Origin of the sequence: Brevibacillus sp. FSL K6-0770 (assembly GCF_038000275.1) — a bacterium.
GTDB lineage: Bacteria > Bacillota > Bacilli > Brevibacillales > Brevibacillaceae > Brevibacillus > Brevibacillus parabrevis.
This window is the reverse complement of the sequence record NZ_JBBOBQ010000001.1, coordinates 2,021,219-2,043,399: the sequence shown is the minus strand read 5'-3', so window position 1 is coordinate 2,043,399 and position 22,181 is coordinate 2,021,219. Positions and strand designations below refer to the sequence as shown.

The 22,181-nt window shown below is 53.0% G+C and carries 21 protein-coding genes and 1 riboswitch; of the genes, 1 reads left to right on the top strand and 20 read right to left on the bottom strand.

Annotated features, from left to right (window positions below; genetic code table 11):
- Positions 1 to 72 precede the first annotated feature (72 nt).
- The 15 genes from NST23_RS09935 to gpr form a co-directional block, all read right to left on the bottom strand.
- On the bottom strand, positions 73 to 1,059 hold the full coding sequence (locus NST23_RS09935) for a hypothetical protein (protein WP_340963615.1): 987 nt from the start codon (positions 1,057 to 1,059) through the stop codon (positions 73 to 75).
- Positions 1,029 to 1,577, bottom strand: a complete 549-nt coding sequence (locus NST23_RS09930; RefSeq protein WP_340963611.1) for a sigma-70 family RNA polymerase sigma factor — start codon at positions 1,575 to 1,577, stop codon at positions 1,029 to 1,031. The genes NST23_RS09935 and NST23_RS09930 overlap by 31 nt, the downstream gene beginning before the upstream one ends.
- A 58-nt stretch (positions 1,578 to 1,635) precedes the next feature.
- Complete coding sequence (locus NST23_RS09925) at positions 1,636 to 2,646, bottom strand: methyltransferase domain-containing protein (protein WP_122964112.1); 1,011 nt, start codon at positions 2,644 to 2,646, stop codon at positions 1,636 to 1,638.
- On the bottom strand, positions 2,643 to 3,449 hold the full coding sequence (locus tag NST23_RS09920) for a heme ABC transporter ATP-binding protein (RefSeq protein WP_122964113.1): 807 nt from the start codon (positions 3,447 to 3,449) through the stop codon (positions 2,643 to 2,645). The genes NST23_RS09925 and NST23_RS09920 overlap by 4 nt, the downstream gene beginning before the upstream one ends.
- The gene (locus NST23_RS09915; RefSeq protein WP_063231372.1) at positions 3,446 to 4,483 is read right to left on the bottom strand and encodes a FecCD family ABC transporter permease; all 1,038 of its coding nucleotides are present in this window, start codon (positions 4,481 to 4,483) and stop codon (positions 3,446 to 3,448) included. The genes NST23_RS09920 and NST23_RS09915 overlap by 4 nt, the downstream gene beginning before the upstream one ends.
- A gap of 47 nt (positions 4,484 to 4,530) precedes the next feature.
- Complete coding sequence (locus tag NST23_RS09910; protein ID WP_122964114.1) at positions 4,531 to 5,568, bottom strand: ABC transporter substrate-binding protein; 1,038 nt, start codon at positions 5,566 to 5,568, stop codon at positions 4,531 to 4,533.
- A gap of 298 nt (positions 5,569 to 5,866) precedes the next feature.
- A riboswitch (cobalamin riboswitch) is annotated at positions 5,867 to 6,076 on the bottom strand.
- A 17-nt stretch (positions 6,077 to 6,093) separates the two neighbouring features.
- Positions 6,094 to 7,185 (bottom strand): M24 family metallopeptidase, encoded by a 1,092-nt coding sequence (locus tag NST23_RS09905; RefSeq protein ID WP_340965177.1) that lies wholly within the window; start codon positions 7,183 to 7,185, stop codon positions 6,094 to 6,096.
- 185 nt (positions 7,186 to 7,370) lie between these two features.
- Positions 7,371 to 8,264, bottom strand: a complete 894-nt coding sequence (locus tag NST23_RS09900) for an ABC transporter permease (protein WP_122964116.1) — start codon at positions 8,262 to 8,264, stop codon at positions 7,371 to 7,373.
- Positions 8,265 to 8,282: 18 nt separating this feature from the next.
- Positions 8,283 to 9,293 (bottom strand): ABC transporter permease, encoded by a 1,011-nt coding sequence (locus NST23_RS09895; RefSeq protein WP_122964117.1) that lies wholly within the window; start codon positions 9,291 to 9,293, stop codon positions 8,283 to 8,285.
- A gap of 103 nt (positions 9,294 to 9,396) precedes the next feature.
- Positions 9,397 to 11,061, bottom strand: a complete 1,665-nt coding sequence (locus NST23_RS09890) for an ABC transporter substrate-binding protein (protein WP_122964118.1) — start codon at positions 11,059 to 11,061, stop codon at positions 9,397 to 9,399.
- A 128-nt stretch (positions 11,062 to 11,189) separates the two neighbouring features.
- The gene (locus NST23_RS09885) at positions 11,190 to 12,161 is read right to left on the bottom strand and encodes an ABC transporter ATP-binding protein (RefSeq protein ID WP_122964119.1); all 972 of its coding nucleotides are present in this window, start codon (positions 12,159 to 12,161) and stop codon (positions 11,190 to 11,192) included.
- Between the two features lie 19 nt (positions 12,162 to 12,180).
- Complete coding sequence (locus NST23_RS09880; protein WP_122964120.1) at positions 12,181 to 13,149, bottom strand: ABC transporter ATP-binding protein; 969 nt, start codon at positions 13,147 to 13,149, stop codon at positions 12,181 to 12,183.
- A 313-nt stretch (positions 13,150 to 13,462) separates the two neighbouring features.
- Entirely contained in the window at positions 13,463 to 13,771 is a 309-nt protein-coding gene (locus NST23_RS09875) for a DUF3679 domain-containing protein (protein WP_063231364.1), read from the bottom strand.
- Positions 13,772 to 13,776: 5 nt separating this feature from the next.
- Positions 13,777 to 14,955, bottom strand: a complete 1,179-nt coding sequence (locus NST23_RS09870) for a stage II sporulation protein P (RefSeq protein WP_122964121.1) — start codon at positions 14,953 to 14,955, stop codon at positions 13,777 to 13,779.
- 147 nt (positions 14,956 to 15,102) lie between these two features.
- On the bottom strand, positions 15,103 to 16,203 hold the full coding sequence (gpr, locus tag NST23_RS09865) for a GPR endopeptidase (RefSeq protein WP_122964122.1): 1,101 nt from the start codon (positions 16,201 to 16,203) through the stop codon (positions 15,103 to 15,105).
- Positions 16,204 to 16,379: 176 nt separating this feature from the next.
- On the opposite strand from gpr, the gene rpsT reads away from it, so the two are divergent.
- Positions 16,380 to 16,655 carry a 30S ribosomal protein S20 gene (gene rpsT / locus NST23_RS09860; protein ID WP_005833151.1) on the top strand — a complete coding sequence of 92 codons (276 nt, stop codon included), beginning with the start codon at positions 16,380 to 16,382 and terminating at the stop codon, positions 16,653 to 16,655.
- Between the two features lie 79 nt (positions 16,656 to 16,734).
- Here the strand turns inward: rpsT and holA are convergent, their stop codons facing one another.
- The 5 genes from holA to NST23_RS09835 form a co-directional block, all read right to left on the bottom strand.
- Positions 16,735 to 17,775, bottom strand: a complete 1,041-nt coding sequence (holA, locus tag NST23_RS09855) for a DNA polymerase III subunit delta (RefSeq protein ID WP_217022443.1) — start codon at positions 17,773 to 17,775, stop codon at positions 16,735 to 16,737.
- Between the two features lie 53 nt (positions 17,776 to 17,828).
- Positions 17,829 to 17,993, bottom strand: coding sequence for a hypothetical protein (locus NST23_RS09850; RefSeq protein ID WP_173597418.1), 165 nt, complete (start codon positions 17,991 to 17,993; stop codon positions 17,829 to 17,831).
- Between the two features lie 168 nt (positions 17,994 to 18,161).
- The gene (locus NST23_RS09845) at positions 18,162 to 19,022 is read right to left on the bottom strand and encodes a hypothetical protein (RefSeq protein ID WP_122964124.1); all 861 of its coding nucleotides are present in this window, start codon (positions 19,020 to 19,022) and stop codon (positions 18,162 to 18,164) included.
- Entirely contained in the window at positions 19,022 to 19,567 is a 546-nt protein-coding gene (locus NST23_RS09840) for an RNA polymerase sigma factor (RefSeq protein WP_340963609.1), read from the bottom strand. The genes NST23_RS09845 and NST23_RS09840 overlap by 1 nt, the downstream gene beginning before the upstream one ends.
- A 53-nt stretch (positions 19,568 to 19,620) precedes the next feature.
- Entirely contained in the window at positions 19,621 to 21,996 is a 2,376-nt protein-coding gene (locus tag NST23_RS09835) for a DNA internalization-related competence protein ComEC/Rec2 (RefSeq protein WP_340963607.1), read from the bottom strand.
- Between the last annotated feature and the right edge of the window lie 185 nt (positions 21,997 to 22,181).

Below are 22,181 nucleotides of genomic sequence, written 5' to 3'. Positions count from 1 at the left end.
CGCGTGCCATCGAAAAAGCGGACCTGCTCCTGTTCGGGCATGGTCCGCTTCTTTGCAAGAAAAGACATTGGCTTACCGGTTGTTCTCAAGCTGTTCCAGCACTTTTGGCGGAAAAAGCTTTTGCAAGCTGCTCATGTATCGGTTACCGTCCTCAGGCATCTGCATACTTTGCACACGGTACTTTTGCCCGTCGTAAACGATGTGAAAAACCATCGGGGCACTGACGCCAGAAGAGTGCAGCGGATTTTTGCTCAACACGTTCACCCAGGCGTAGACTGTCCGGCGCTCTGCATCCGGCGCATCCACGCCGAGCACTTCCAGCGTAACTTGCCTGTCCGCCGCCATTATGCCCAGCTGCTTGCCTTCTGTCTCCAAATAGTTGCGGATAATCGGTTCCACCAGATCGCGATTGGCTGGCGATATCCCCTTTTTCACCTCGACAAAAACTTGCCCCACGTGTTTTCCCTGAGCCAAAACTTGCAGCTTCCACACGCCCGGATCGGGCAAGGCAATCCCGGTTGGAACATGTCCGGTCGCGTCGTGCAGCGGTCCCATCACCTGATAGCTGCCAAGCTCTACCCGTTTCCCATCCGTCCTGTAGGCGACGATCTCTACCTGTGACAATCCGCTGCCGTTCAACAGCCAGATGAAGCGTTGCGTCTGCCCTTCGTACAGCTCATTGGGATCGGTCATCGCCCGCACAGGCTTTTCACCAATGTACGAAAAAGTTTGCTCCAGGTAAGTGGCTGAGTGCTGCGGCATCGGCTTCCACAAGTCGGGTGAGGTCAATTGGCCGCCGGGCAATAGTTCAGGCACAGGCTTCCCTGCGCGCTCCCCTTGGCTAGTCGGCCCACTCAGCGAAAAGGACGACCATAGCCAAACGACCAGCAGCAAGCCCGCCACGGGCAGCGCAAACCTTTTCCAGACAATCGGCAGTCTGCCTTTTTGCCTGATCCGCTCGCGCACGCCGTTTTTCATCGCTTCCGTAAAGTGAACGTTGCGCAAAACGGTTTGATCGGCCCTGTCCTTCAAATTTGCGATCCATCGGTTGTCGTCCATTCCCACTCGCTCCCTTCCCCAAGACTCTGCTTCAAGTGTTGCCTCGTCCTGTGCAGACGGGTTCTCGCGGTCCCTTCGGATATGCGAAGGACGTCCGCTACCTCTTTGATCGACAAATCTGCGTAGTAATGCAGGACGATCACCTGACGATACAAGGGCGCAAGCTGCAACACCTCAGCCACGAGCTGATTCCGCTGCTCCTGATGCAGCACGAGGCTTTCGGTGGACAGCTCGCCATCTTTTCTGATCCAGGAGCGAGGGAGGATATGGCGGAATGACCACGACCGCAAATAGCCTTTGCATTCATTGACGGCGATCCGGTATAGCCATGTATGAACGCTGCTCTCCCCGCGAAAACGCGGAAGATGCTGGTACGCCTTCACAAACACGTCTTGGGTAATGTCCTCTGCCAAACTGTGATCCTTGACCAGAAAAGTGACAAGGCGAAGAATCCGCGTCCCGTAGTCTTGCATGATTTGTTCAAAGGCAGCTTCGACAGTCGGCTGCAATTTATCCAAGGGCGCGACCTCCTTCCCACAAATCCTTTACTGGTTAGATGCAACCGTCCGGATTTTGTTACAGCGAAAGGGCAGAAATTTTTTTGGCAATGATCGTCCAGCGCGTCGCGGCTCCCGGTGCACCCGGCGGCTCCGCAAACGGATAGCCCCCGTGCTGCCAGCGATCCGCCTCGTATTCTTCGGTTTGTTCTGGCAGCTCGCTGTGGTGACAGACGACATTTTCCATGCTTTGCACGATCTCGTATCCCGCCGCTTCCAAAAGCAGATGCAGCTCTCCCGGCAACAACAGCGCCAGCTCCCGCTCCACCCTGTAGCGCGGCTGTTCCATCTGCTCCAAAAACGTCTCGTACGTCAGCGTGTAACGAAATTTTTGCTCGGCCAAAAGCGTTTCTCCCTCCACCTTTTGGTAAACCATCCGGTCAGGGAAAACGAATTTGCGCTGCATGACGGACCATTTGCTGTTGACCGGCGGAAGCAGCAAGTCAATCGCAACCGTCCCGTTCGCGGTCAAATGCTGTCCGATCACCGCGAGGAACTGTCGCTGCTCCGCTCTACAGGTCGCCTGCTGAAAGATGCCTTCCGGAAGCAGTATGTGCGTGAAGGTGGAATCGAGCTGCAATTCGCGTACATCTTGCTCCACGAGCACGAGCAAATCCTCCTGGTCTTTCAGCATGCGCCGTTTCTTTTTCGTCGCCATCTCCAGCATGTCCGGACTGTTGTCCACGCCGCAGACGGACAGCCCACACCGCGCCAGCTCAATCGCGATCCGCCCCGTGCCTACCCCAAGCTCCAGCACAGACACGGGAGCGAGCTGCGCTTCCTGCATGAGCCAGTTGCGATAAAAGGCGATCCCCGCCTTGCCCGCGAACTGATCGTAGTAAGTGGCTTCCAGCCCGATGTATTTGGCTTCAGGCAGAGGCAGATGCCGCCCTTCTCCCTGCATGCCGCACGTCGTACAGACGGAACCTGCCAAATGTGAAAAAGGCACCCCCGGTGGGACGCCATTTTTCGTATCGCCTAACCATTCATCATATCGAAATTTGCATACTTGGCAGCTGTAAACACTCATAACGCTTTGACCTCCTGTCGAGATTGCTCGTTGCGCAATGCTTCGGAAAAGAAATAGACGTGTTTTTTCCCTGTGCGCGGATGAGTGATTACTTCCGTTTCTACCCCGAACACATCCCGAATCAAGCCGGGTTCCAAAACCTCATCAGGGGTGCCGGAAGCGACCAGCTCACCGTCGCGGATGACGTACAGCCGATCACAGTACATCGCGGCGATGTTGAGATCGTGCAGCGATGAAAACACGGTAATTCCGAGTGTTTTGACCAAATCCATGACTTGCAGCTGATACCGGACATCCAGATGGTTGGTCGGCTCGTCGAGAACGAGAAACTCCGCTTGCTGCACCAGCGCCCTGGCAATCAAGACGCGCTGCTTTTCCCCGCCGGACAAGGAAAAAAAGCTGCGCTCGGCGTAAGCCTGCATCCCAACTCGTTCCAGCGACTCCTCGCAAATGCGGCTGTCGGCTGTCGTATCCGTTTGAAACAGCCGCTTATGCGGTGAGCGGCCCATCATGACGATCTCCATGACCGTAAAGTCAAATTCGACCGAGCTTTCCTGACGAACCACCGCCATGCGCTGTGCATTTTGCCGGGCAGACAGCTGGTACACGTTGTCATCGTCGAGCGAAATCAATCCGCTGTACGGCTTCAGCACGCGATAAATGCTTTTGAGCAAAGTCGACTTCCCGCTGCCATTCGGCCCGATCAGCCCGACGAACTCACCGGAGCGGACCGTCAGACTGACGTTGTGCAAAATCGTTTTGTTTTCCAGCCCGACTGTAATGTTCTCCACATTCAGATTCATCGTCCGCTACCTCCGAAAGAATAAGAACTGCGCAGCATCAGCCAAATAAAGAACGGGCCTCCGCACAACGCCGTGATGATCCCGATAGGAAGCTCCTCCGGGGCAAAAGCAAGCCGGGCAATCACGTCCGCCCAGATCAGAAAAATCGCTCCCAGCAAGGCGCTGACAGGCAAGACGCGTCGGTGATCGGAACCGACGATAACCCGCACGATATGCGGCATCATCAAACCGACAAATCCGATCGCTCCGCTGATCGAGACGATGACTCCCGTGAGCAGGGCCGTAATGACCAACAGCAGCTTGCGAAATTGCACCGTGTTGACCCCAAGCGTCCCGGCAGACTCCTCGCCCATCAGCATCGCATTCAACGAACGATACTGCGCCAGCAGCACGATCAGACAAATGACTACGATCAATGTCGGGATGGTCAAATACTCCCACTTGCCGCCCGCGAGACTGCCGCTCATCCAGAACAACACCGAGCGGATGCCGTGTTCGTTTGGCGCAGAGAAAATGATCAGACTCGTAATCGCCGACAAAATCGCAGAAATGGCAATCCCCGCCATGAGCAAGCGCACGGTCGAGTTTTGCCCGCCGATTCGCGACAAAGTAAAAATAAGCAGGATCGAGACAAGCGCCCCTGTGAAAGCGCCAAACGACAGGGCGAATTGTCCGTACATGCTGAATGCTCCGAACAAAATCACCAAAGTCGCTCCAGCCGATGCTCCCGAGGAAACGCCTAATATGTACGGATCTGCCAGGGAGTTGCGAACGAGAGACTGAATCGCAACCCCCACAACAGATAGACCAGCCCCGACAACTGCCCCCAACAGGACACGGGGAAACCGAATATCCCAGATAATTGTCTGCTCTCCTTTTGACCAATCCACTTCGATCCACTGGTTGGTCAGCGGAAGATTCGATAAGGCAATTTTCCATACTGTCGCTGGTTTGATTTCCACCGAGCCGAGTGTTACCGCAAACGTAATCGAGACGAGCAACCCGATCAGCAGGGCAACGATGATGAAGGGCATCTTGATCTTATGCAGGGCCGTTCCCTCCTTAATTAAGCAGCCGTTCTTTATTTGAATTTATCCGGGTACAGTCCTTCGCCGAGGATTTTCAGCGCGATCGGTGCGCGTACCCCTTCGGAAGCTGCGGACAGTGGCAATACAATCAAACGTTTGTTTTGAATCGCTGGCAAGTCAGCCAGTTCCTTTTTGGCGAGCAAAAACTCTTTCTTCTGATCAATCGTTTTGTCGCCGTAATCCACGACAACGATAACGTCAGGCTTGCGGTTCACGACTTCTTCCCAGCTCACGGTTGCCCAGCCTTTTTGAATGTCGTCAAACACGTTTTTGCCGCCCGCCGCCTTGATCAGGGCAGTCATGTAGTTGTTTGCAGCTGTGAACGGCTGATCTTCTCCGCTATCGTACACAAACACGCTGAGCGGCTTGTCCACGGTACCGATTTTGCTTGTCGTTTGTTCCATTTCCGCTTTCATTTTGCCAATCAGTTCGTTCGCCTTGTCTTCCACGCGGAAAATGCGGCCGATGTTTGCAATGTCAGCGAATACGTCGTCAATAGTCGGGCCCGGCTTGTTGGAAGACTCTTGCAGGTACGATTTGACCCCTGCTTTCTCCAACTCCTCCATCGAGCCTACACCTTTATCGCCAAAGGCGCTTTTCCAGCCTGCATACACAAAGTCAGGGTTGGCAGCCATCAGCACTTCTTTCGTCGGGTACTTGTCGGACAGCACAGGCACTTTGTCGTAGTCAGCTTTCAACTCAGGCAAAATTTGATCGTCCAAATACGCAGTCCCGGCCATTTTGTCAGCCAGACCGAGAGCGAGCATAATTTCCGTCACGTGCTGGTTCATGGTGACAGCGCGTTTTGGTGCTTCCGGATAAGTCATTTCGATGCCGTTGTTGACGATTGTCACTGGCTTGTTTTCGCCAGCGGCAGGCTGGGCAGCTTGCTCCGAGCCTGGCTTGGTAGCAGCTTGTTCAGGAGCTGCCGGTGTTGCGGAACCACACGCAGACATGAGCAGCATGATTGCAGTCACAGACGCGAACCAAAATCCTTGCAAGGCTTTCTTTTTCTTAGGTGTTTTATTCATTTGTTTTGTTACCCTCTCTTCTTTTCATGTTCTCTGTACGATGAAAACAATCGTTATGCAAATCGTAATTGTTACGAATTACATCTACACTATACGGAAAGCCGCTCCGTTTGGCAATACAGGAAATGGCATCCCCCCTCTCCACGTGTTGCTGCCACGATGATACCCATAGAAAAAAGCACCCCCCAGTTTTCCAATCGGGAGGTGCTCGACATACGCAGACATATCTATAGATCCAGCGTTTGTGGAGCGCCTTTTCTAAAGATTGCTTCTACATCTGTCCCATCCTCGTGGGTCGATTGCAAATGATCTCATGGCAGGTCTCCTGGCTCACGAATCAACATGCCTAGTTCCCTTCCCATTTTTCGTCTCGCGAAAAACAGTGGTTGCTGCGTACTAGGCACTCCTCGTTTACAGTGGCGGGACCGCGCCGGATTTTCACCGGACTTCCCTATTAAGCTGGCGGAACCAAACGATTCCAGCCAGCACCATCAGATTCATATGAAATTGTGTGTTTCGTGATCGTTAGCCAATCACAGTCAATTGTTTCGGGAACTTGCTCAATACTTCCACGCCTGATTCGGTTACGAGCACATCGTCTTCAATGCGCACGCCGCCTACTCCCGGTACGTAAACGCCTGGCTCGATGGTGAACACCATGCCCGGGCGAAGCGTTTCCTGATTTTGACCATGTACGGACGGATATTCGTGCACATCCATGCCCAAACCGTGTCCCAGTCGGTGCATGAAGTATTCGCCATAGCCTCGCGCGGCAATCAAGTCGCGAGCGGTCTTGTCGAGATGGGCAAAAGTCACGCCTGGACGAACCTCTGCAATCGCCGCCTCATTCGCCGCAAGCACTGTCTCGTAAATCTCGCGCAGTTGTTCGCTGACTTCCCCGACGGCAAACGTGCGGGTAATATCCGAAACGTAACCATCAGCTGCTACGCCGATGTCAAACAGCAGCAAATCGCCTTCCTGCACCTGGCGCGACCCTGGCGTTCCATGCGGCAATGCCGATTTTTCGCCTGCCAGTACCATCGTGGAAAAGGATGGGCCATCTGCTCCCAGACGCTTCATCTGAAATTCCAGTTCCGCGACAATCTCCATTTCGGTCTGACCGACTTTGAATTTTTTCAACGTCTCGCCAAGCGTATCTTCGATCAGTTGAACCGCATTTTTCAAACGGGCAACTTCATCTGCCGATTTGATCAGGCGCATTTCACGAAGCGGTTCTTCCACATCGGTGTAGCTCTGCGCACCGACGACTTGTCCCATGGCTTCGAAGCGTTCTACCGTCATGTGGCTTTTCTCGATGCCCAGCTTGGACAAGCCCGCTGGCAACGCCTGCTTGAGAATCTCGTACGGATTGTCCGTATCCGTATGTGTAAGAATCGTCTGAACAAACGATGCTGCCACCGCCGCTTCCCGATCAAGGGCAGGCACAATCAGCGAAGGCTCGCCTTGGGCCGGAATGATCAGCCCCATAAAACGCTCGTGCGGATCAGTAAAAAACCCGGTCAAATAGTAAACATGCTTGGGAGAAGTGATCAATACCGCGTCTAACTCATGGTTTGCCAAAAAATCGTGCAGCTTCGAAATACGCTCCTGGAACAACTGCGTCACCTTCTCTTTCGACAATATTCTACCCCTGAGAATACCATTTTCCTGCCTAAAAAAGAAGAGAGAAGCGGAAAATTCTCTCATGAATCCTCCAGCATATGCCCAAAGAAAATAAGCCAGCAGACGCGAAAAAAGGGGCAGCCTGGACGCTTGTGTCCCTACTGCCCTTCGCACTACAACTAATTTTTCATCCGTGGATCAAGCGCATCCCGCAAGCCGTCGCCAATCAGGTTGAAGCCAAGTACGGTCAACATGATCGACAGTCCGGGAAAAATAACCGTCCACGGCGCTTTTTGAATGTATTGACGGGAATCGGAAAGCATTTTCCCCCACTCAGGCTCCGGTGGCTGCGCACCGAGTCCAAGGAAGCCGAGTGCCGCCGCTTCAATGATCGCAGTAGCAATCCCCATCGTCCCTGTCACGATGATCGGAGCCAGGCTGTTCGGCAAAATGTGCTGCATAATGATCCGGGAATCTTTCATTCCGATCGCGCGCGCCGCCATGACGAACTCTTCTTCCTTCAAGCTGAGAACCCGCGAGCGAACCAGACGTCCAAAAGTCGGAATGTTGATAATGGCAATCGCCAACAGCGCGTTTTGCAAAGACGGCCCCAAAATCGCGACAATCGCAATCGCCAACAAAATGCTTGGGAACGCCAGCATAATATCAAAAATGCGGGAGATCAGCGTGTCAATCCATTTGCCGTAAAATCCGGCGAGCAAGCCGAGAATCGTTCCGGCGACGACCGAGCCGATGACGGAAAAGGTGCCTACCCACAAGGAAATGCGCGCCCCGTACACGACGCGGCTGAACACGTCCCGCCCGTTGTAATCCGTTCCAAACCAGTGCTCCCCCGATGGCGGCTTGTTTTTCATGACCAGCTCGCCTTCATCATAAGGATACGGCGCGATCATCGGAGCAAACACAGCGACCGCCACGAAAAACAGGATAATCGCCAATCCGACCATCGCCAGCTTGTTCTTGCGCAGCGCTCTCCACGCTTCCCGCCAAGGAGAGACTACTTCTTCATCCTTTACTTTCCAGGTCACAGTCTGTACGTGAGTTTCTGCCATATCTCCTTTGTCCCTCCTCTAGCGGTATTTAATGCGCGGGTCAATGTAAGCATACAGAAGGTCGACCAAGAGATTGATCAGTACGAAAATCGTAGCGATCACCAAGATGCCGGACTGGATCACCGGATAATCCCGGTTTCCGATGGCTGTGAAAATGTAGCGGCCGACGCCGGGCCAGCCAAAAATCGTTTCGGTCAGCACCGCTCCCCCCAGGAGCAAGCCTGTTTGCAGACCAATCACCGTCAACACTGGAATCATCGCATTTTTCAATGCATGCTTGTACACGACCCAGAACTGCGCCAAGCCTTTTGCCCGGGCTGTTCTGACGTAATCCGCACGCATCACTTCCAGCATGCTCGATCGGGTAATCCGGGCGATAATCGCCATCGGAATCGTTCCGAGAGCCACTCCGGGCAGGATCAAATGCTTGACCACTTCCCACAGCTGATCCCACTGTCCAGCCATAATCGTGTCCAGTATATAGAACTGCGTAATGGCCTCTACAGGATTACGCGAATTGTCGCGACCAACGGATGGCAGCCATTTCAGTTCTTGCGCAAAGAACCATTGCTCCATCAAACCTAGCCAAAAGATTGGCATTGAGACACCGATCAAGGCGATCAACATCGCACAGTAGTCAAACCAGGAGTTTTGCTTCCACGCAGACAAAATTCCTGCGTTCACTCCGATAATCACAGCGAAAAGCATGCTGACGATCGTCAGCTCGGTAGTAGCGGCCAAATACGGCCCGATTTCTTGCGTGATGCTTGCTCCGGAATGCAGGGAAACTCCCAAATCTCCGGTGATGATTTGCTTCAAATAGTCAAAGTATTGAATGTACCACGGATTGTTCAAGCCTAAAACTTCCCGTAAATCTTCAATCGCTTTCGGACTTGCTTTCTCTCCCAATATGGTCAGAGCCGGATCACCTGGGATGGCACGGATGATGGAAAATACGACGATGGACATGCCCAGTAGAACGGGGATGAGCATAAAAATTCTTCGGATGCTGTAGGATAGCAATGCCATCTCCTCGCTTTCCTTACAAAAAGATAATGGCTAGGTGCAAAAAGAAAGGGTAAGAAGAGGTTTTCTCCTCTTACCCTGCTTGGCTTTCACATTCCATCCGGTTTTACTGGAAGTCAACCTTTTCCAGACTCTCGGAGCCTTTTGGATGCGGCTTGTAGTTGATGATGTTCGCTTTGGCAGCCAATGCTGGCGTAGAGTGAGCCAGTGGCACCATCGGCACGTCCTTGAAGATCAGTTCTTGCACTTGCAGGTACAGCTTCTCGCGCTCTTCCTTGGTCGTAGCGGACTGAGCAGCCATCAAGAGCTTGTGCGCATCTTCATTTGCCCAGCGCGTACGGTTGTTTCCGCCGATGTTGTTTTTATCCAGCAAAGTCGCCAGGAAGTTGTCCGGGTCGCCGTTGTCGCCGGTCCAACCGAGCATGAACATTTCTTGCTCGCCTGCTTTTGTTTTTTCCAGGTAAGTCGCCCATTCCATCGTCACGATTTCAGCTTCTACGCCGATTTTTTTCAGGTCTTGCTGGATTGCCTCGGCAATTTTCACGCCATCAGGCATGTACGGACGAGCAACTGGCATTGCCCAGAACTTGATTTTGAAGCCGTTCGGGAAGCCTGCTTCGGTCAAAAGCTGCTTCGCTTTGTCAATGCTAAATTCACGATCCTTGATGTTGCCGTTGTGGCCCCAGATCGATGGTGGCATTGGGTTCACAGCCGGTTGGCCAAGTCCTGCAAAGAATGCTTCGATGATAGCTGGCTTGTTGATCGCGTATGCGAGTGCTTCACGAACTTTTGGATTGTCGAGTGGCTTTTTCTCCACGTTGAAACCGACGAAGCCGATGTTCATGGATGGACGCAGGATCAGTTGCAGATCCTTGTTGTCTTTTACCGTTTGCGCGTCATCCGGGTTCACACCGTCCATCATGTCGATTTCGCCAGAGGTCAGTGCTGTCAAGCGAGCCGTGTTTTCAGGGATAACCTTGAACACGAGTTTGTCGAGTTTAGGGAAACCAGCGTTCCAGTAGTCAGGGTTTTTCTCCAGCGTAATGGTGTCATTGCGCTTCCACTCTACGAACTTGAACGGCCCGGTTCCTACCGGATTTTCGTTGAATTTCTCAGGTCCCATATCCTGTACCGCTTTTGGCGAGGCAATCGCGAAGCAGGACATGCCCAGGTTTTGAATGAATGGCGCGAGGGGGCGGTTCAGGGTGAACTTCACCGTTTGCGCATCTACCGCTTCTACAGACTTGATGACATGGTTTTCGTCGCCTTTGTAGCCGCCGAACATGTCGTTGTAGTATTCGAAGCCTTCTTTGTTATGTTGCGGATGGCTCTTGTCGCTCCAGCGCTCGAAGTTCCATTTCACGGCTTCTGCATTGAAATCGGTGCCGTCATGGAATTTGACTCCACTGCGCAAATGGAAGGTGTACGTCAAGCCGTCCGGAGAAATTTCCCACTTTTCCGCCAGAGAAGGAACAACTTCTGTGCTTTCTTCGGCGTAACCTACCAGTGTATCGAACACGTTTTCCGTCACCTTGAACGATTCGCCATCGGTTTGAGCGATCGGGTCGAGACCGACTGTATCGCCGCCGCGGCCTACGATCAATTGCTTAGGCCCCGATTTGGCTGGCTCAGGTGCTGGAGTCGCTGCCGGAGTTTCTGTCTTTGGCTGTTCTGCCGGCGCTTGTGTCGTTTGAGAACCGCTGCATCCAGCAAGCAACATGCCCAGAGCCAACAGGCTGGTCATGGCTGCGGAGAGAACTCTCTTCTTCATGAAAACATCCCCCTCTTCTAAAATGAAAGCATGTTACATTAATCCATCATCATCCGTGTCGCTCCTGCCTCGCATCCCCCCTTTAAAAAGGCTTCCTTTTCATCAGGCGGTCATCCTCGTGTGCGGCTTTACTGTTTGTACAGATGACAGGCCACAAAATGTCCATCACCCACGTCCTGAAAAGCGGGACGAGTTGAGCGGCATTCTTCTGTCACGTGGGGGCAGCGAGTATGGAACGTACAGCCGCTCGGCGGATTCGCCGGGCTTGGCACGTCACCTTGCAAGATCACCCGTTCCCGTACATCATCCGGGTCCGGAGTCGGCACCGCAGACAATAGTGCTTTTGTATAAGGGTGGAGCGGGTTCGAGTAAAGTTGTCCGCTCGTCGTCAATTCGACAATTCGGCCGAGGTACATCACACCCACCCGGTCGCTGATGTGACGCACCACGCTCAAATCATGGGCGATAAACAAGTAGGTGAGGCCCATTTCCTTTTGCAAATCTTGCATGAGATTGAGCACCTGCGACTGAATGGACACGTCAAGCGCGGACACAGGCTCATCCGCTACAATCAGCTTGGGGTTGAGCATGAGCGCTCTGGCGATGCCGATCCGCTGACGTTGCCCGCCGCTGAACTGGTGCGGGTAGCGCCTCGCGTGGTAGCTGCTCAGCCCCACGACTTCCAGCATTTCCTGCACTCTTTTTTTGCGCTCGGAACTCGTCCCGATTTTATGTACGACAAGTGGCTCTTCCAGAATCTTCTCAATATTGTGACGAGGATTCAGAGAGGCGAACGGATCTTGAAACACGATCTGCATATCGCGCCGCATTTTGCGCATCTCATCTGTGGAAAGTGCTGTAACGTTGACACCGTCAAACGTGATTTCGCCTGCGGTAGGCTCAATCAGCCGAAGCAGCGAGCGTCCCGTCGTGGACTTGCCACAGCCGCTCTCTCCGACCAATCCGAGCGTCTCCCCGCGCTTGACGGCGAACGAGACATCATCGACGGCCTTCACCACACCTACTTCCCCGCCCAGGACGCCACCTGTGATGGGATAATACTTTTTCAAGTTTTTTACGACGAGTAGTTCTTCTGTCAACGGGCATGCTCCTTTCGGGTTATTCACTCAGCCAGCAGCGGGAAAAATGGTTGTCTCCTACCGCTTTGAGCTGCGGCATTTCGCTGCGGCAAAGGTCTGTCGCCTGATCACAACGAGGTGCAAAGCGGCATCCGACCGTGAGCGAGCCTGGGATCGGCACATTCCCCGGAATCGAGTAGAGCCTTTCCTGCGACTCTTCCAGCTTCGGCAAGGAATTGAGCAGCCCTTTTGTGTACGGATGTTTGGGCTTTTTCAAAATGGTGCGGACATCCCCTTCTTCGATGACATTGCCCGCGTACATGACGACAACTCTGTGGCACATTTCGGCAACCACGCCCAAGTCATGGGTGATGAGCAAAATCGCCGTCTGCGCTTCCCGGTTGAGCTGCCGCATCAAGTCGAGAATTTGCGCCTGAATCGTCACATCGAGAGCCGTCGTCGGCTCGTCCGCAATCAAAAGCTCCGGATTACAGGCCATAGCCATGGCAATCATGACACGCTGTCTCATCCCGCCGGAGAGCTGGTGCGGGTATTCATCGACAATCGCTTCGGCTCGCGGGATTCCCACTTTTTTCAACATGTCGATGGCGCGATCCCGCGACTGTTTTTTGCTAGCCTTTGTATGTAATCGAATGGCCTCGCCGATCTGATTCCCGATCGTGAAAACGGGGTTCAGAGATGTCATCGGCTCCTGGAAAATCATCGCGATTTCATTTCCGCGTATGTCTCTCATCCGCTTTTCATTGGCTGTTACGAGGTCTTCCCCTTTGAACTTGATTGTTCCCCCGACGATTTTTCCCGGCGGATTGGGCACCAGCTTCATGACAGACAGGGAAGTGACGCTTTTTCCACAGCCTGACTCGCCGACTATGCCCACTACTTCTCCTTTGTTAACCGTGATCGTCACGCCATCAACGGCAGGGATTTGGCCGCGGTCCGTGAAAAAGTGCGTTTGCAGGTTTTCAATTTGCAGGACAGGATCTGACACGTGGCTCACCTCTCTTACCGATATATTCAGTAGAAAAAGATCTATCAGTAGACATTATGCCATTAATACAATTTTTTGGCAACACAATAAATTCTAACTATTATATTTTTACTGACTATATAGAATATTCTCCTTCACCTTCTCCATTTCCTTCCAGAAAATGTTTTTGAAGCCCACATCTCAGACACAGTCTGCGTTATGCCGTTTGGGACATCTTGTCCGAGCCTGTCCATGCGCACAAAAAAAGCCCGTTTTGGCGGGCCTTTTGTCACTGGGGCTTTGTACACCCCTTCTTTTTGCGCGTAAACAAAATCTATGGCTCGAAAAAACTTCCTACCCAATCGACAAACATTTGCGCACCGTTTTTGATGCTGTCACCCAGTGTCAGTCCCACCCGGCTCACGTAATTGACCATTTTCTCCGGCCCGGCAGTCTGGACCTGCTTGCCCATCACCGCGATTTCCATCTGGCCTTGATCCACTTTTTTGATGTAAAAGGTTTGCGCCTTTTCTTCCGGCACACCGCTTACTTTGGATATGCCCCGCTCCGCCGTTTGCAGCCCAAGCACCACACCGATCAAAAGGACGACCAAAAGCCCCGTCAGCTTCACCGTCACGTTCATGCCCATCACCTCTTCGCAGGCTCTTGCGATTCCGTTTTGCTTACCTTCTCAGCCTGCAAGTAATAAGCGGCAAAAACATCGGCCAGCGCCTCCGCCGTATTCAGGCTTTCCTGCAACGTATTTCCCGTTCCACCTATTTCCATTAACATGCTTCCCGAAGAGATGGACTGATTATACTCGCCGTGATCGGTTTTTCCGCCTTTTTCCATCACTCCGCGTGACAGCTCAGGGTACATTTTCTCCATCAGATTGTGCAGGTCTGTCGCAAACGCTTCGTTCTTCTCGTAGCTTTTGTTGCGCTTGCCGATGACGAACATGACTCTTGCGTATGTTTTGCCTTTGATCGTTACGGTAGTAGTTTCGCGCGGAGCCGTGTCGCGGTGCAGGTCGAAAAAGTAGTGCAGCTCGCGATTTTTTTCCACGGCAGCCTTGACCACCTGCAACGATTGGGCGTATGACAGGGCGTAGTCCATTTTCTTGTTCAACAGTTGCTGGTAAATGTCGTCCTTGCTAACCTCCGAGCCGATCCCCCGCTCGTTCAGTTCTTCGCTCAGACGCTGGCTGACCAAAGAGATGTTTCGCGTAGGATGATCGACAGCCGTTCCTACAGGCTTTGTCTCACTAAACCACGACTCGCGGTTGTGCGAATTGTAGACGAACACGATTTTCTTGCCGCCTGTCGACACCGGCTTTGCTACCGGAGCCGGAGCGGGCTTCTCTTCTTCCTGCTTCGCCGCTTCTTGTGTCGCTGGCTCTACAACCGGAACGAGCTGGGAAGTATCCGCCACTCGCGTTGGGTACTCTACGTAAAAATCAGCCAACGACGCACCTTTTCCCTGAACGACAAAGCGGGCGTCTTCTGTCGTTACCATCCCCGGCAGCTCTCTGCCAAGCAGACTGCGCAAATCTCCGGGTTGAATGTTCGTCGCGAGCTGAAAAAGAAAGCCCGTCACGCTGTTGGATCTGGCATCGCCCGAAGCTTGCACGGTGGCAGACAACGCTGGAATCTCCTGCCCCATCCAGTTGAGTATCGCCAGGCTCGATATATGCGAAGCCGCCTGCTGGATGGCGGAGGAGGTGATTGCGAGGCGATTTCCTCCCAGCGAAAACACACCCGTCATGACGAACAAAAAAGCGGTTATGAATGAAAGAACAGCGAATTGGCGTTGGACTAGGGTCGCCATCAGTCTCACTCCTCTGGCTGTAGCATGGACAAGCACGCATGCTTTCTTTCACGCTTGTCTATGCTTTAGCCTATGAGCCTCATAGAGACGATAGAACCCTTTTCTAGCTCAACTCTCCCAATCTAGTTATTTTCATCCTTCAGCCGTCTAGTGAGTGTAGGCGGCGCTATTATCTTCATTCACAGCCTGATGCAGAGATCGATTCAAGCCTGTGGCAATCACATTGGCAACTCCTTCAATGAAGTCATCCACTTCTTTGGGCGTGACGACCAAATCTTGCCCCAGCGGCCGCAGCACTTCGTGGATCAGTTGCCGCTTTTCTTCTTCCGGAAGCGATCCGACCAGCCCCATGAACGTCTTGCGTGATTCCATATCAGGCAGATCATCCTCGGTATACGGTTCCTTGCGTTCGGGAACGGTACTCAGCGACAGCTTGTTGAACGCTCGCTTGCTCTCGACCATGGATTGTCCAAAATGCCCGAGCAAATACGTAATCGCGTCGTTGACGATGGTAGAAGCAAAAACAACGGTCGGCACTCCGACCGCAATGACCGGAATCCCGAGAGTAGCCTGATCAATCGATTTTCGCTTGTTGCCCACGCCTGAGCCGGGGTGTATGCCCGTGTCGGATACTTGAATCGTCGTGTTTACGCGATGCAGAGCGCGAGAGGCCAGCGCATCGATACAGATGACGAAGTCCGGCTTGCTTTTTTCTACGACCCCAAACACGATCTCGCTCGTCTCGATCCCGGTAATGCCCAAAACACCCGGCGACAGGGCACTGACCTCGCGATAGCCTTCACCCACTGTTTCCGGCGCCAGCTTGTACAAGTGGCGTGTAACGAGCAGATTTTCCACCACCATCGGGCCGAGCGCGTCCGGGGTCACATTCCAGTTGCCGAGCCCCACGACGAGCGCTTTCTTGTCTTTCGTGATCCCCATCTGTTCCAGAAAAGCGGCAAACTCCATCGCGAATCGCTTCGCCACTTGCTCTTCTATGGAAGTATCGTTGTCGCGCAGCTTTGGTACTTCCATCGTCAAATAGCGCCCCGGCAGCTTGCCGATTTGCTTGCCTGCCGCTTCGGTCTGCACGTGCAGTCGCGTCACTTTGATATTCGGCTCACTGTCGTCTGCTTGCAGCCAAATGCCTTCGATGTTGCTTTCGTTTTGCTGCTGGGCCAGCTCGTGCGCCTCCACCGCCAGATCGGTTCGAATCGAGTAGCCTGACAAATCAATGTTGTGCGCCATGTTCCATCGACTCCCTTCACGAAGTAAAAACGGCCATGACCGTTTTCTTCCTGCTACTAGGTTGCTTGAATCCTTTATTTTTATTCCGAATCCTTTCTTGCAAATGGTGTTGGCGCATGCTAGAATTACTTTGTTGTATGACTGTATGTCTATGGTCGTCTAAGGAGGTGACACACATGCCAAACATTAAATCCGCGATTAAACGCACCAAAACAATCGAAAAGCGCCGCGCACACCGTGCTTCTCAAAAGTCTGATCTGCGCACTTCCATCAAGAGCTTTGAGAAAGCTGTCGCCGCTTCTGATGTAGCATTGGCGAAATCCACTCTTCTGGTGGCTGTGAAAAAGCTGGACAAGGCCGCTTCGAAAGGTCTCATTCATAAAAACGCAGCAAACCGTCAAAAGTCTCGTTTGATGAAAAAGCTCAACGTTCTGAGCGCTCCTGTAGCGTAAGAGACCAGCCGAAAAAACCCCGCGAACAATTTGTTCATGGGGTTTTTTTATTGGCTGATTGGCCTATTGGCCGTTGGCACTACCCGGTCGTCCGCTGCCGCTCTGCATGCGCCCGCGCAACAAACAGCTCCAAGGCAAGCCGCTTGTCCACTTGTCCGGACTTCATGCGGAAATCTTCTTCCGCCAAAATGTGCAGCAACTTTTTCAACGAGTCCTCGGAAAAATGCCGCGCCTGCTCCATCGCTTTTTTCACCGCGTACGGATGCATCTTGATCATCCCGGCCATTTGCTGTTGCGAGTAACCGCGCGGTGCCAACTGCTTGACATGCAAAAGCATGCGGAACTGTCTGGCCAGCAAGGCAATCAGCTTGATCGGCTCCTCGCCTGTCTTCATGCAGTCGTACATCATGCGCAATGCCCTGTCCAGCTTGCCTGACGCTACTTGCTCAATCAGCCCGAACACATCCTGCTCCAGCGTCCGTGCGCCAAGCATTTCGATTATCTCATCCGTAATGCTTCCCCCGACTCCTACATACAAGGCCAGCTTCTCCACTTCCTTGTCCAGAAGCCGCAATTCTTGCCCTACGCGTTCCACCAGCTTCATCGCCTGCTGACGTCCGATTTTTGCCTGGTACTTATCCGCTTGCCGTTCCACCCAACCGTACAAGTCAGCATCTTTCAGCAACGGAAACGGAATGACTTTTGCTTTTTGCTGCAGCGTTTTGACGAGCTTTTTCCGTTCGTCCAGCTTCTCTGACTCCGTATGTAAAATCAAGGTCGTATACGGAGGCGGATTTTGCAGATACCCCAGCAAGGCATCCGGATCGCTTTCCACTTTTGTCTGCGGCTTGCTCCCCGTCAAAAAATAAGCCTGTCTGGCGATAACCAGCCGATGCTCGCCCAAAAACGGCAACGTCTCCGCGTCTTGCAAAATGTCTGTCAGCCCTGTCTCCGTGCAATCGTATACGCTCATGTTCAGATCGCGAAACTGCGGATCAATCATCTGATTTTTCGCCAGTGTCAAAAATTCTTCGGCCAGAAATGCCTCCGGGCCATACAACACATAGACCGGCGAAAATTGCTTTTGCCTGATTTCCCGAATCGCCGAGAGGAGTGGCATGCCTGTTCCCTCCCTTTCCTTGCTCTTTCCTGCGTAATTATAGCACAAAACGCTCACCGTGGTTTGCTGTTCGTTGCTCCAGGCACAATCAATCGGCCGCCTGCTTTTTGCGAGCCTGCAACCGCGTTCATCGGTGCAGGAGATGGCGAACCAGCCGCAAGCAGCGATTTTGAACAGAAAAAAACCGCTACCTGTTCGGTCGGCAGCGGTTTTTCCATCCGTTGGCACCTCTATGTAAACGTTCAGGGAAAAGCCCCGGGATTCCTCCTCCCCAAACGGTAAGCAGGGGGTGCTTGATAATGTACTTTACGCACGAATCCCCTTAGTGGTGCCAGTCCCGTTTGAAAAACCACGTTTGCATGTGCAAAGCAGGAGAGACCTTTTTATCAATCGTCGTTCTCTTTATTGCTCTCCCGCTCTTCCTGCTTGTTGTCTTTCTTGTTGTCTTTCTCCTCGTCCTTGTCCCCGTCATCTTTTTCACGCGCAGACTTGTTGTCATCTTCGTCCGATTTCTCTTCCAGTCCAACCGGGAATGACGGTGGCTTATCCTCTGTCACTACTACAGGCTTTGGAACATTTGCGGGCGCTTTATTTGGCGGAGTCGCATTAGCAGCAGGCGGCTTGGCAGGTGGCTTATACTCGGTCTTTGCTGGTGGCTTGTGTGTTTGTTTCTTCGGTGGCGCCTTTTCGGACTTCTTCTCCTCTTCCTTTTTATTCAATGGAGATGGATTAGTGCTTGGAGTAGGAGCTTCCGGGCCGTAAACAACCGGATCTTTCGTCACGACAGGCGGTGTGCTGTCCGCACCATTTTGAAACGCATCCGGCTGCAGCGGCTTTTCTTCACTCCCCGAAAACAGCACGCCAACCAGCAAGCAGGCAGCGACTGCCGTACTGCCAATACCAGCCAGCCACACTTTCACTCGCTTCCACTTTTTCGATTCCGCCAGGGAAGACGACTTGCGCTTAACTTCGAGAGTAGGCAAGGATTCCTCTAGCACAGCAGATTGCACAACCGCAGGCTTCGCTGCGGCGGATTCCAGACGCGGCAGAATCGAATCTACAATGCTGATTGAGGGTACGACAGGGGGCAACTGCTCTAGCTTTTGCGACACAGTTTTCAGACGGTTGTACATAAGTTGCAGGTCAGCATCTTTTTGGATGAGGTTGCGCAGCACTTGCTGCTCTTGCACTGACAAATCCCCATCCAGATCCCGCTGCATGCATTCCCAAATTTCTTCGTTGGTCATCAACCGATCCCCCCTTTCTGGTAGTCGTACAACAGTTCCTGCAACTGTTGCCTAGCCCGAAACAAATACGATTTTACCGTGTTAAGCGGCAAATCCAATGCTTCCGCGATTTCCTGGTAAGACAAGTCTTCCAGATAGCGGAGAACTACTACCATCCTGTACTGCCTAGGCAGTTTTCCGATGGCTTCCTGGATGTCGTTTGACAGTCCGGTGAGAAGGATTTCATCTTCTACGTTGTTTCGATCAGGTATGATCAGCTCGTGTTCGTCGATTGAGACCGTTTCCTTCTTCGCGCGAAATTTATCCATACAGACGTTGCTGACGATGCGTTGTACCCAGGTCGAAAACTTCGCCTTTTCCTGATAAGTGTCCAATTTTCGATAAATGCGTATGAGCACTTCCTGAGCCGCATCGAGCGCGTCCTGTTCACTTCCCAGAATGTAATAAGCGCTTCGGTAAACGGAGGTCTCAATGGATCGAAGCAGCTCGACAAGCGCATCATGATCCCCGGTTTGCGCCAGCCTGATCAATTCTGCTTCCTGCATAATCTCCTCTCCCCCCTACAGACGGGTCGCTCATATAAAAGGTTGCAACCATGTTATGTATCCAATTGTTGGGTCTTCCAAATCAGTCCCGCAGACGAGATAATCAGCGTAACCGCCCCTTGCTGATCCGTTCGGTAAACGGCAGCACCGCAGCTTTCCAGACGATGCAGTACCTCGCTCGCAGGATGTCCGTACCGATTGTTCACGCCAACCGAAATGACCGCTGCCTCGGGAGAAACAGCTGCCAGCAGTTCGTCGGTACTGGAGCTTTTGCTGCCGTGATGGGCGACTTTCAAAACGTCGACGGGCGTCAAGCCGTTTTGCACAAGGACCGCCTCTCCGTCCTTTTCCACATCTCCCGTAAATAAGACCGTTTTGTTGTATGCCGTCAGCTGAAGCACGACGGACGCATCATTGCCGCGAAGAGTCGTTTTTCCAGGATGAAGCCATTTCCATTCGATTTCCGGCCCATCCGACCACACCTGACCAGGGGTGCCAGTCGTAATGGGAACGCCTTTTTGCTGGAACATCTGGAGAATCTCCGTCTCTTTCTCCTCCGGTGTTGCAGCATTCACCATCACTTCTCCAAAAGAAAAGCGGGGCACCAGCGCTTTCATTCCACCGATATGGTCCCAATCGCCATGCGTCATGATGACACGGTCAATTTTCTCAATCCCGCGCGACATCAGAAACGGGAGGACGACGTCTTTGCCCACTTCAAACGGGTCGCGCTTTTCCATCCATGGCTCCGCTGCCGGATGGCGCATTGTCCCACCCGCATCCATTAAGTATACCTTCTGATTGCCAATTTCGACAACGATGGAATCCCCTTGCCCGACATCCAGGAACGTGATTCGCACTTCATCGCTGCCTGCGAACGGTTGTCTCGCCGCCGCCAAAAGCCCGAGAAATAAGGCCAAACAGAGCACGACGTCGCGTTTCCGATGAAAACCGAGCTTCCACAAACTGGGCATGCTCCCGAGAAAACAGGCATACAGGAGGAGCCACCACCATTCCGGATGCGGCCAGTAGGTAAATGGAATCAGCCACTGATCCATAGCCAGGAGCGGTTCGTGTACCCAGCTGAGCAAATGGGTAGCCACCCAGACAGGGAGCGTCGCCAGCGCCGGGTGAAGCAAATCAAGCACGATCGCCGCATATCCGAGCGGCAAGACAGAAAAAGACAGCACAGGCGTCACAATCAGATTGACCAGCCAGGAAAGCGGAGAAAACTGGTGGAAATGGTACAGCAGAAACGGAAAAGAGACGAGCTGGGCGGAAACCGTCACAGCCACAAGTGTTCTGATCCACGCAGGCACGCGGACAGCTACTTGCTGGCTGTACGGCACAAACAAAATAAGCCCCAGTGTAACGGCAAAAGACAGTTGGAAGCCGACATGCCACAACTGATACGGATTCGTGGCGAGCATGCCGAGGAGCGCGCCTGCCCAAACCTCTTTTCCATCCAGTCTTTTTCCCACGACCTGACAGACAAGGCCCACTCCTCCCATCAAGCCGGCTCGCACAGCGGAAGCACTGGCGCCAACGAGCAGTACGTAACCCACAAGCAGCAAGACCGTCGCACATAAGCCCCAGCGACGGCTGACGCCCGCTTTTTCCAGCGTCCACAAAAACATCGAGGTCACCAGTGTCACATGCAAGCCGGATATGGCGAGAATATGGCTCAGGCCCAAATTGGTGTACATGGACGCAAGCTGGGGCGTCACCTCCTGACTGACCCCAAGCAGCAACGACTTCATGTATCCCGCCGTTTCTTGATCGGGAAACAAGCGGTCAATCCGGCTCGCTCCCGCCTCCTGCCACTCCTGAAAGCTCCCCCATACGCTTGCCACCGCTTCTGTGCGCACCTCGCCAAATGATGTGTCGCCTGTGACGTGTACCCCTTGCCAATGCAAATAGCGGGCATAGTCAAAAGCATGCGGGTTACGCGCCCCACTCGGCAAAGCCAGCCGGACAAAGGCCGTCAGCTGGCTGCCCGTCCGCCACTTTTCAATCGCAGCTGCTTCCTCAGCCGTACCTAATTGGACGCGAAGAACTATTTTTTCGTTACTGGCAAGCGGTCGCAACCGCTCTTTTTCCTCCCCCCATTCGCTGATGGTGGCAAAAAAACGGGCAGCATCGCCGTCCCGCTTGACGACAGAAGCAATCTCTCCACGAACCCAGACAGCCGCTTGCTGTTCAGCTGATGGTTTCAGCGTGGACGCATGGAGAATCTCGTACCCATAAAAATAGAGACCTGCTAGAATAGAGAGGAAGCAGTAAAAAGCGAGCCGCCTTCGGTAGACAAGCGGAAGAAACGCCAAGACTGCTGCCCATGCGCCGAGAACGCCCGCCATCCAAAAGGACTGGACGTAGGCAGCCAGGAGAAAACCGCTCATTACGGCCAGACTAGCGCCCCAAAGTGACATAGTCTCTCCCTCCGTTCTTTGTCGAACTGTTCTTTTCTTTAGGAGAGTATATCCCTTGGCGTGCGGACAAAAATAGAAGAGACGAGAGTCCTTTTTCCTTAGGCTGTACGACTGTTTTGCGTACAGTCCCAAGCATTCAGAAGAGATTGCGCCAGCTTGCGATACGTGATAGAGTTAGCAGGAGC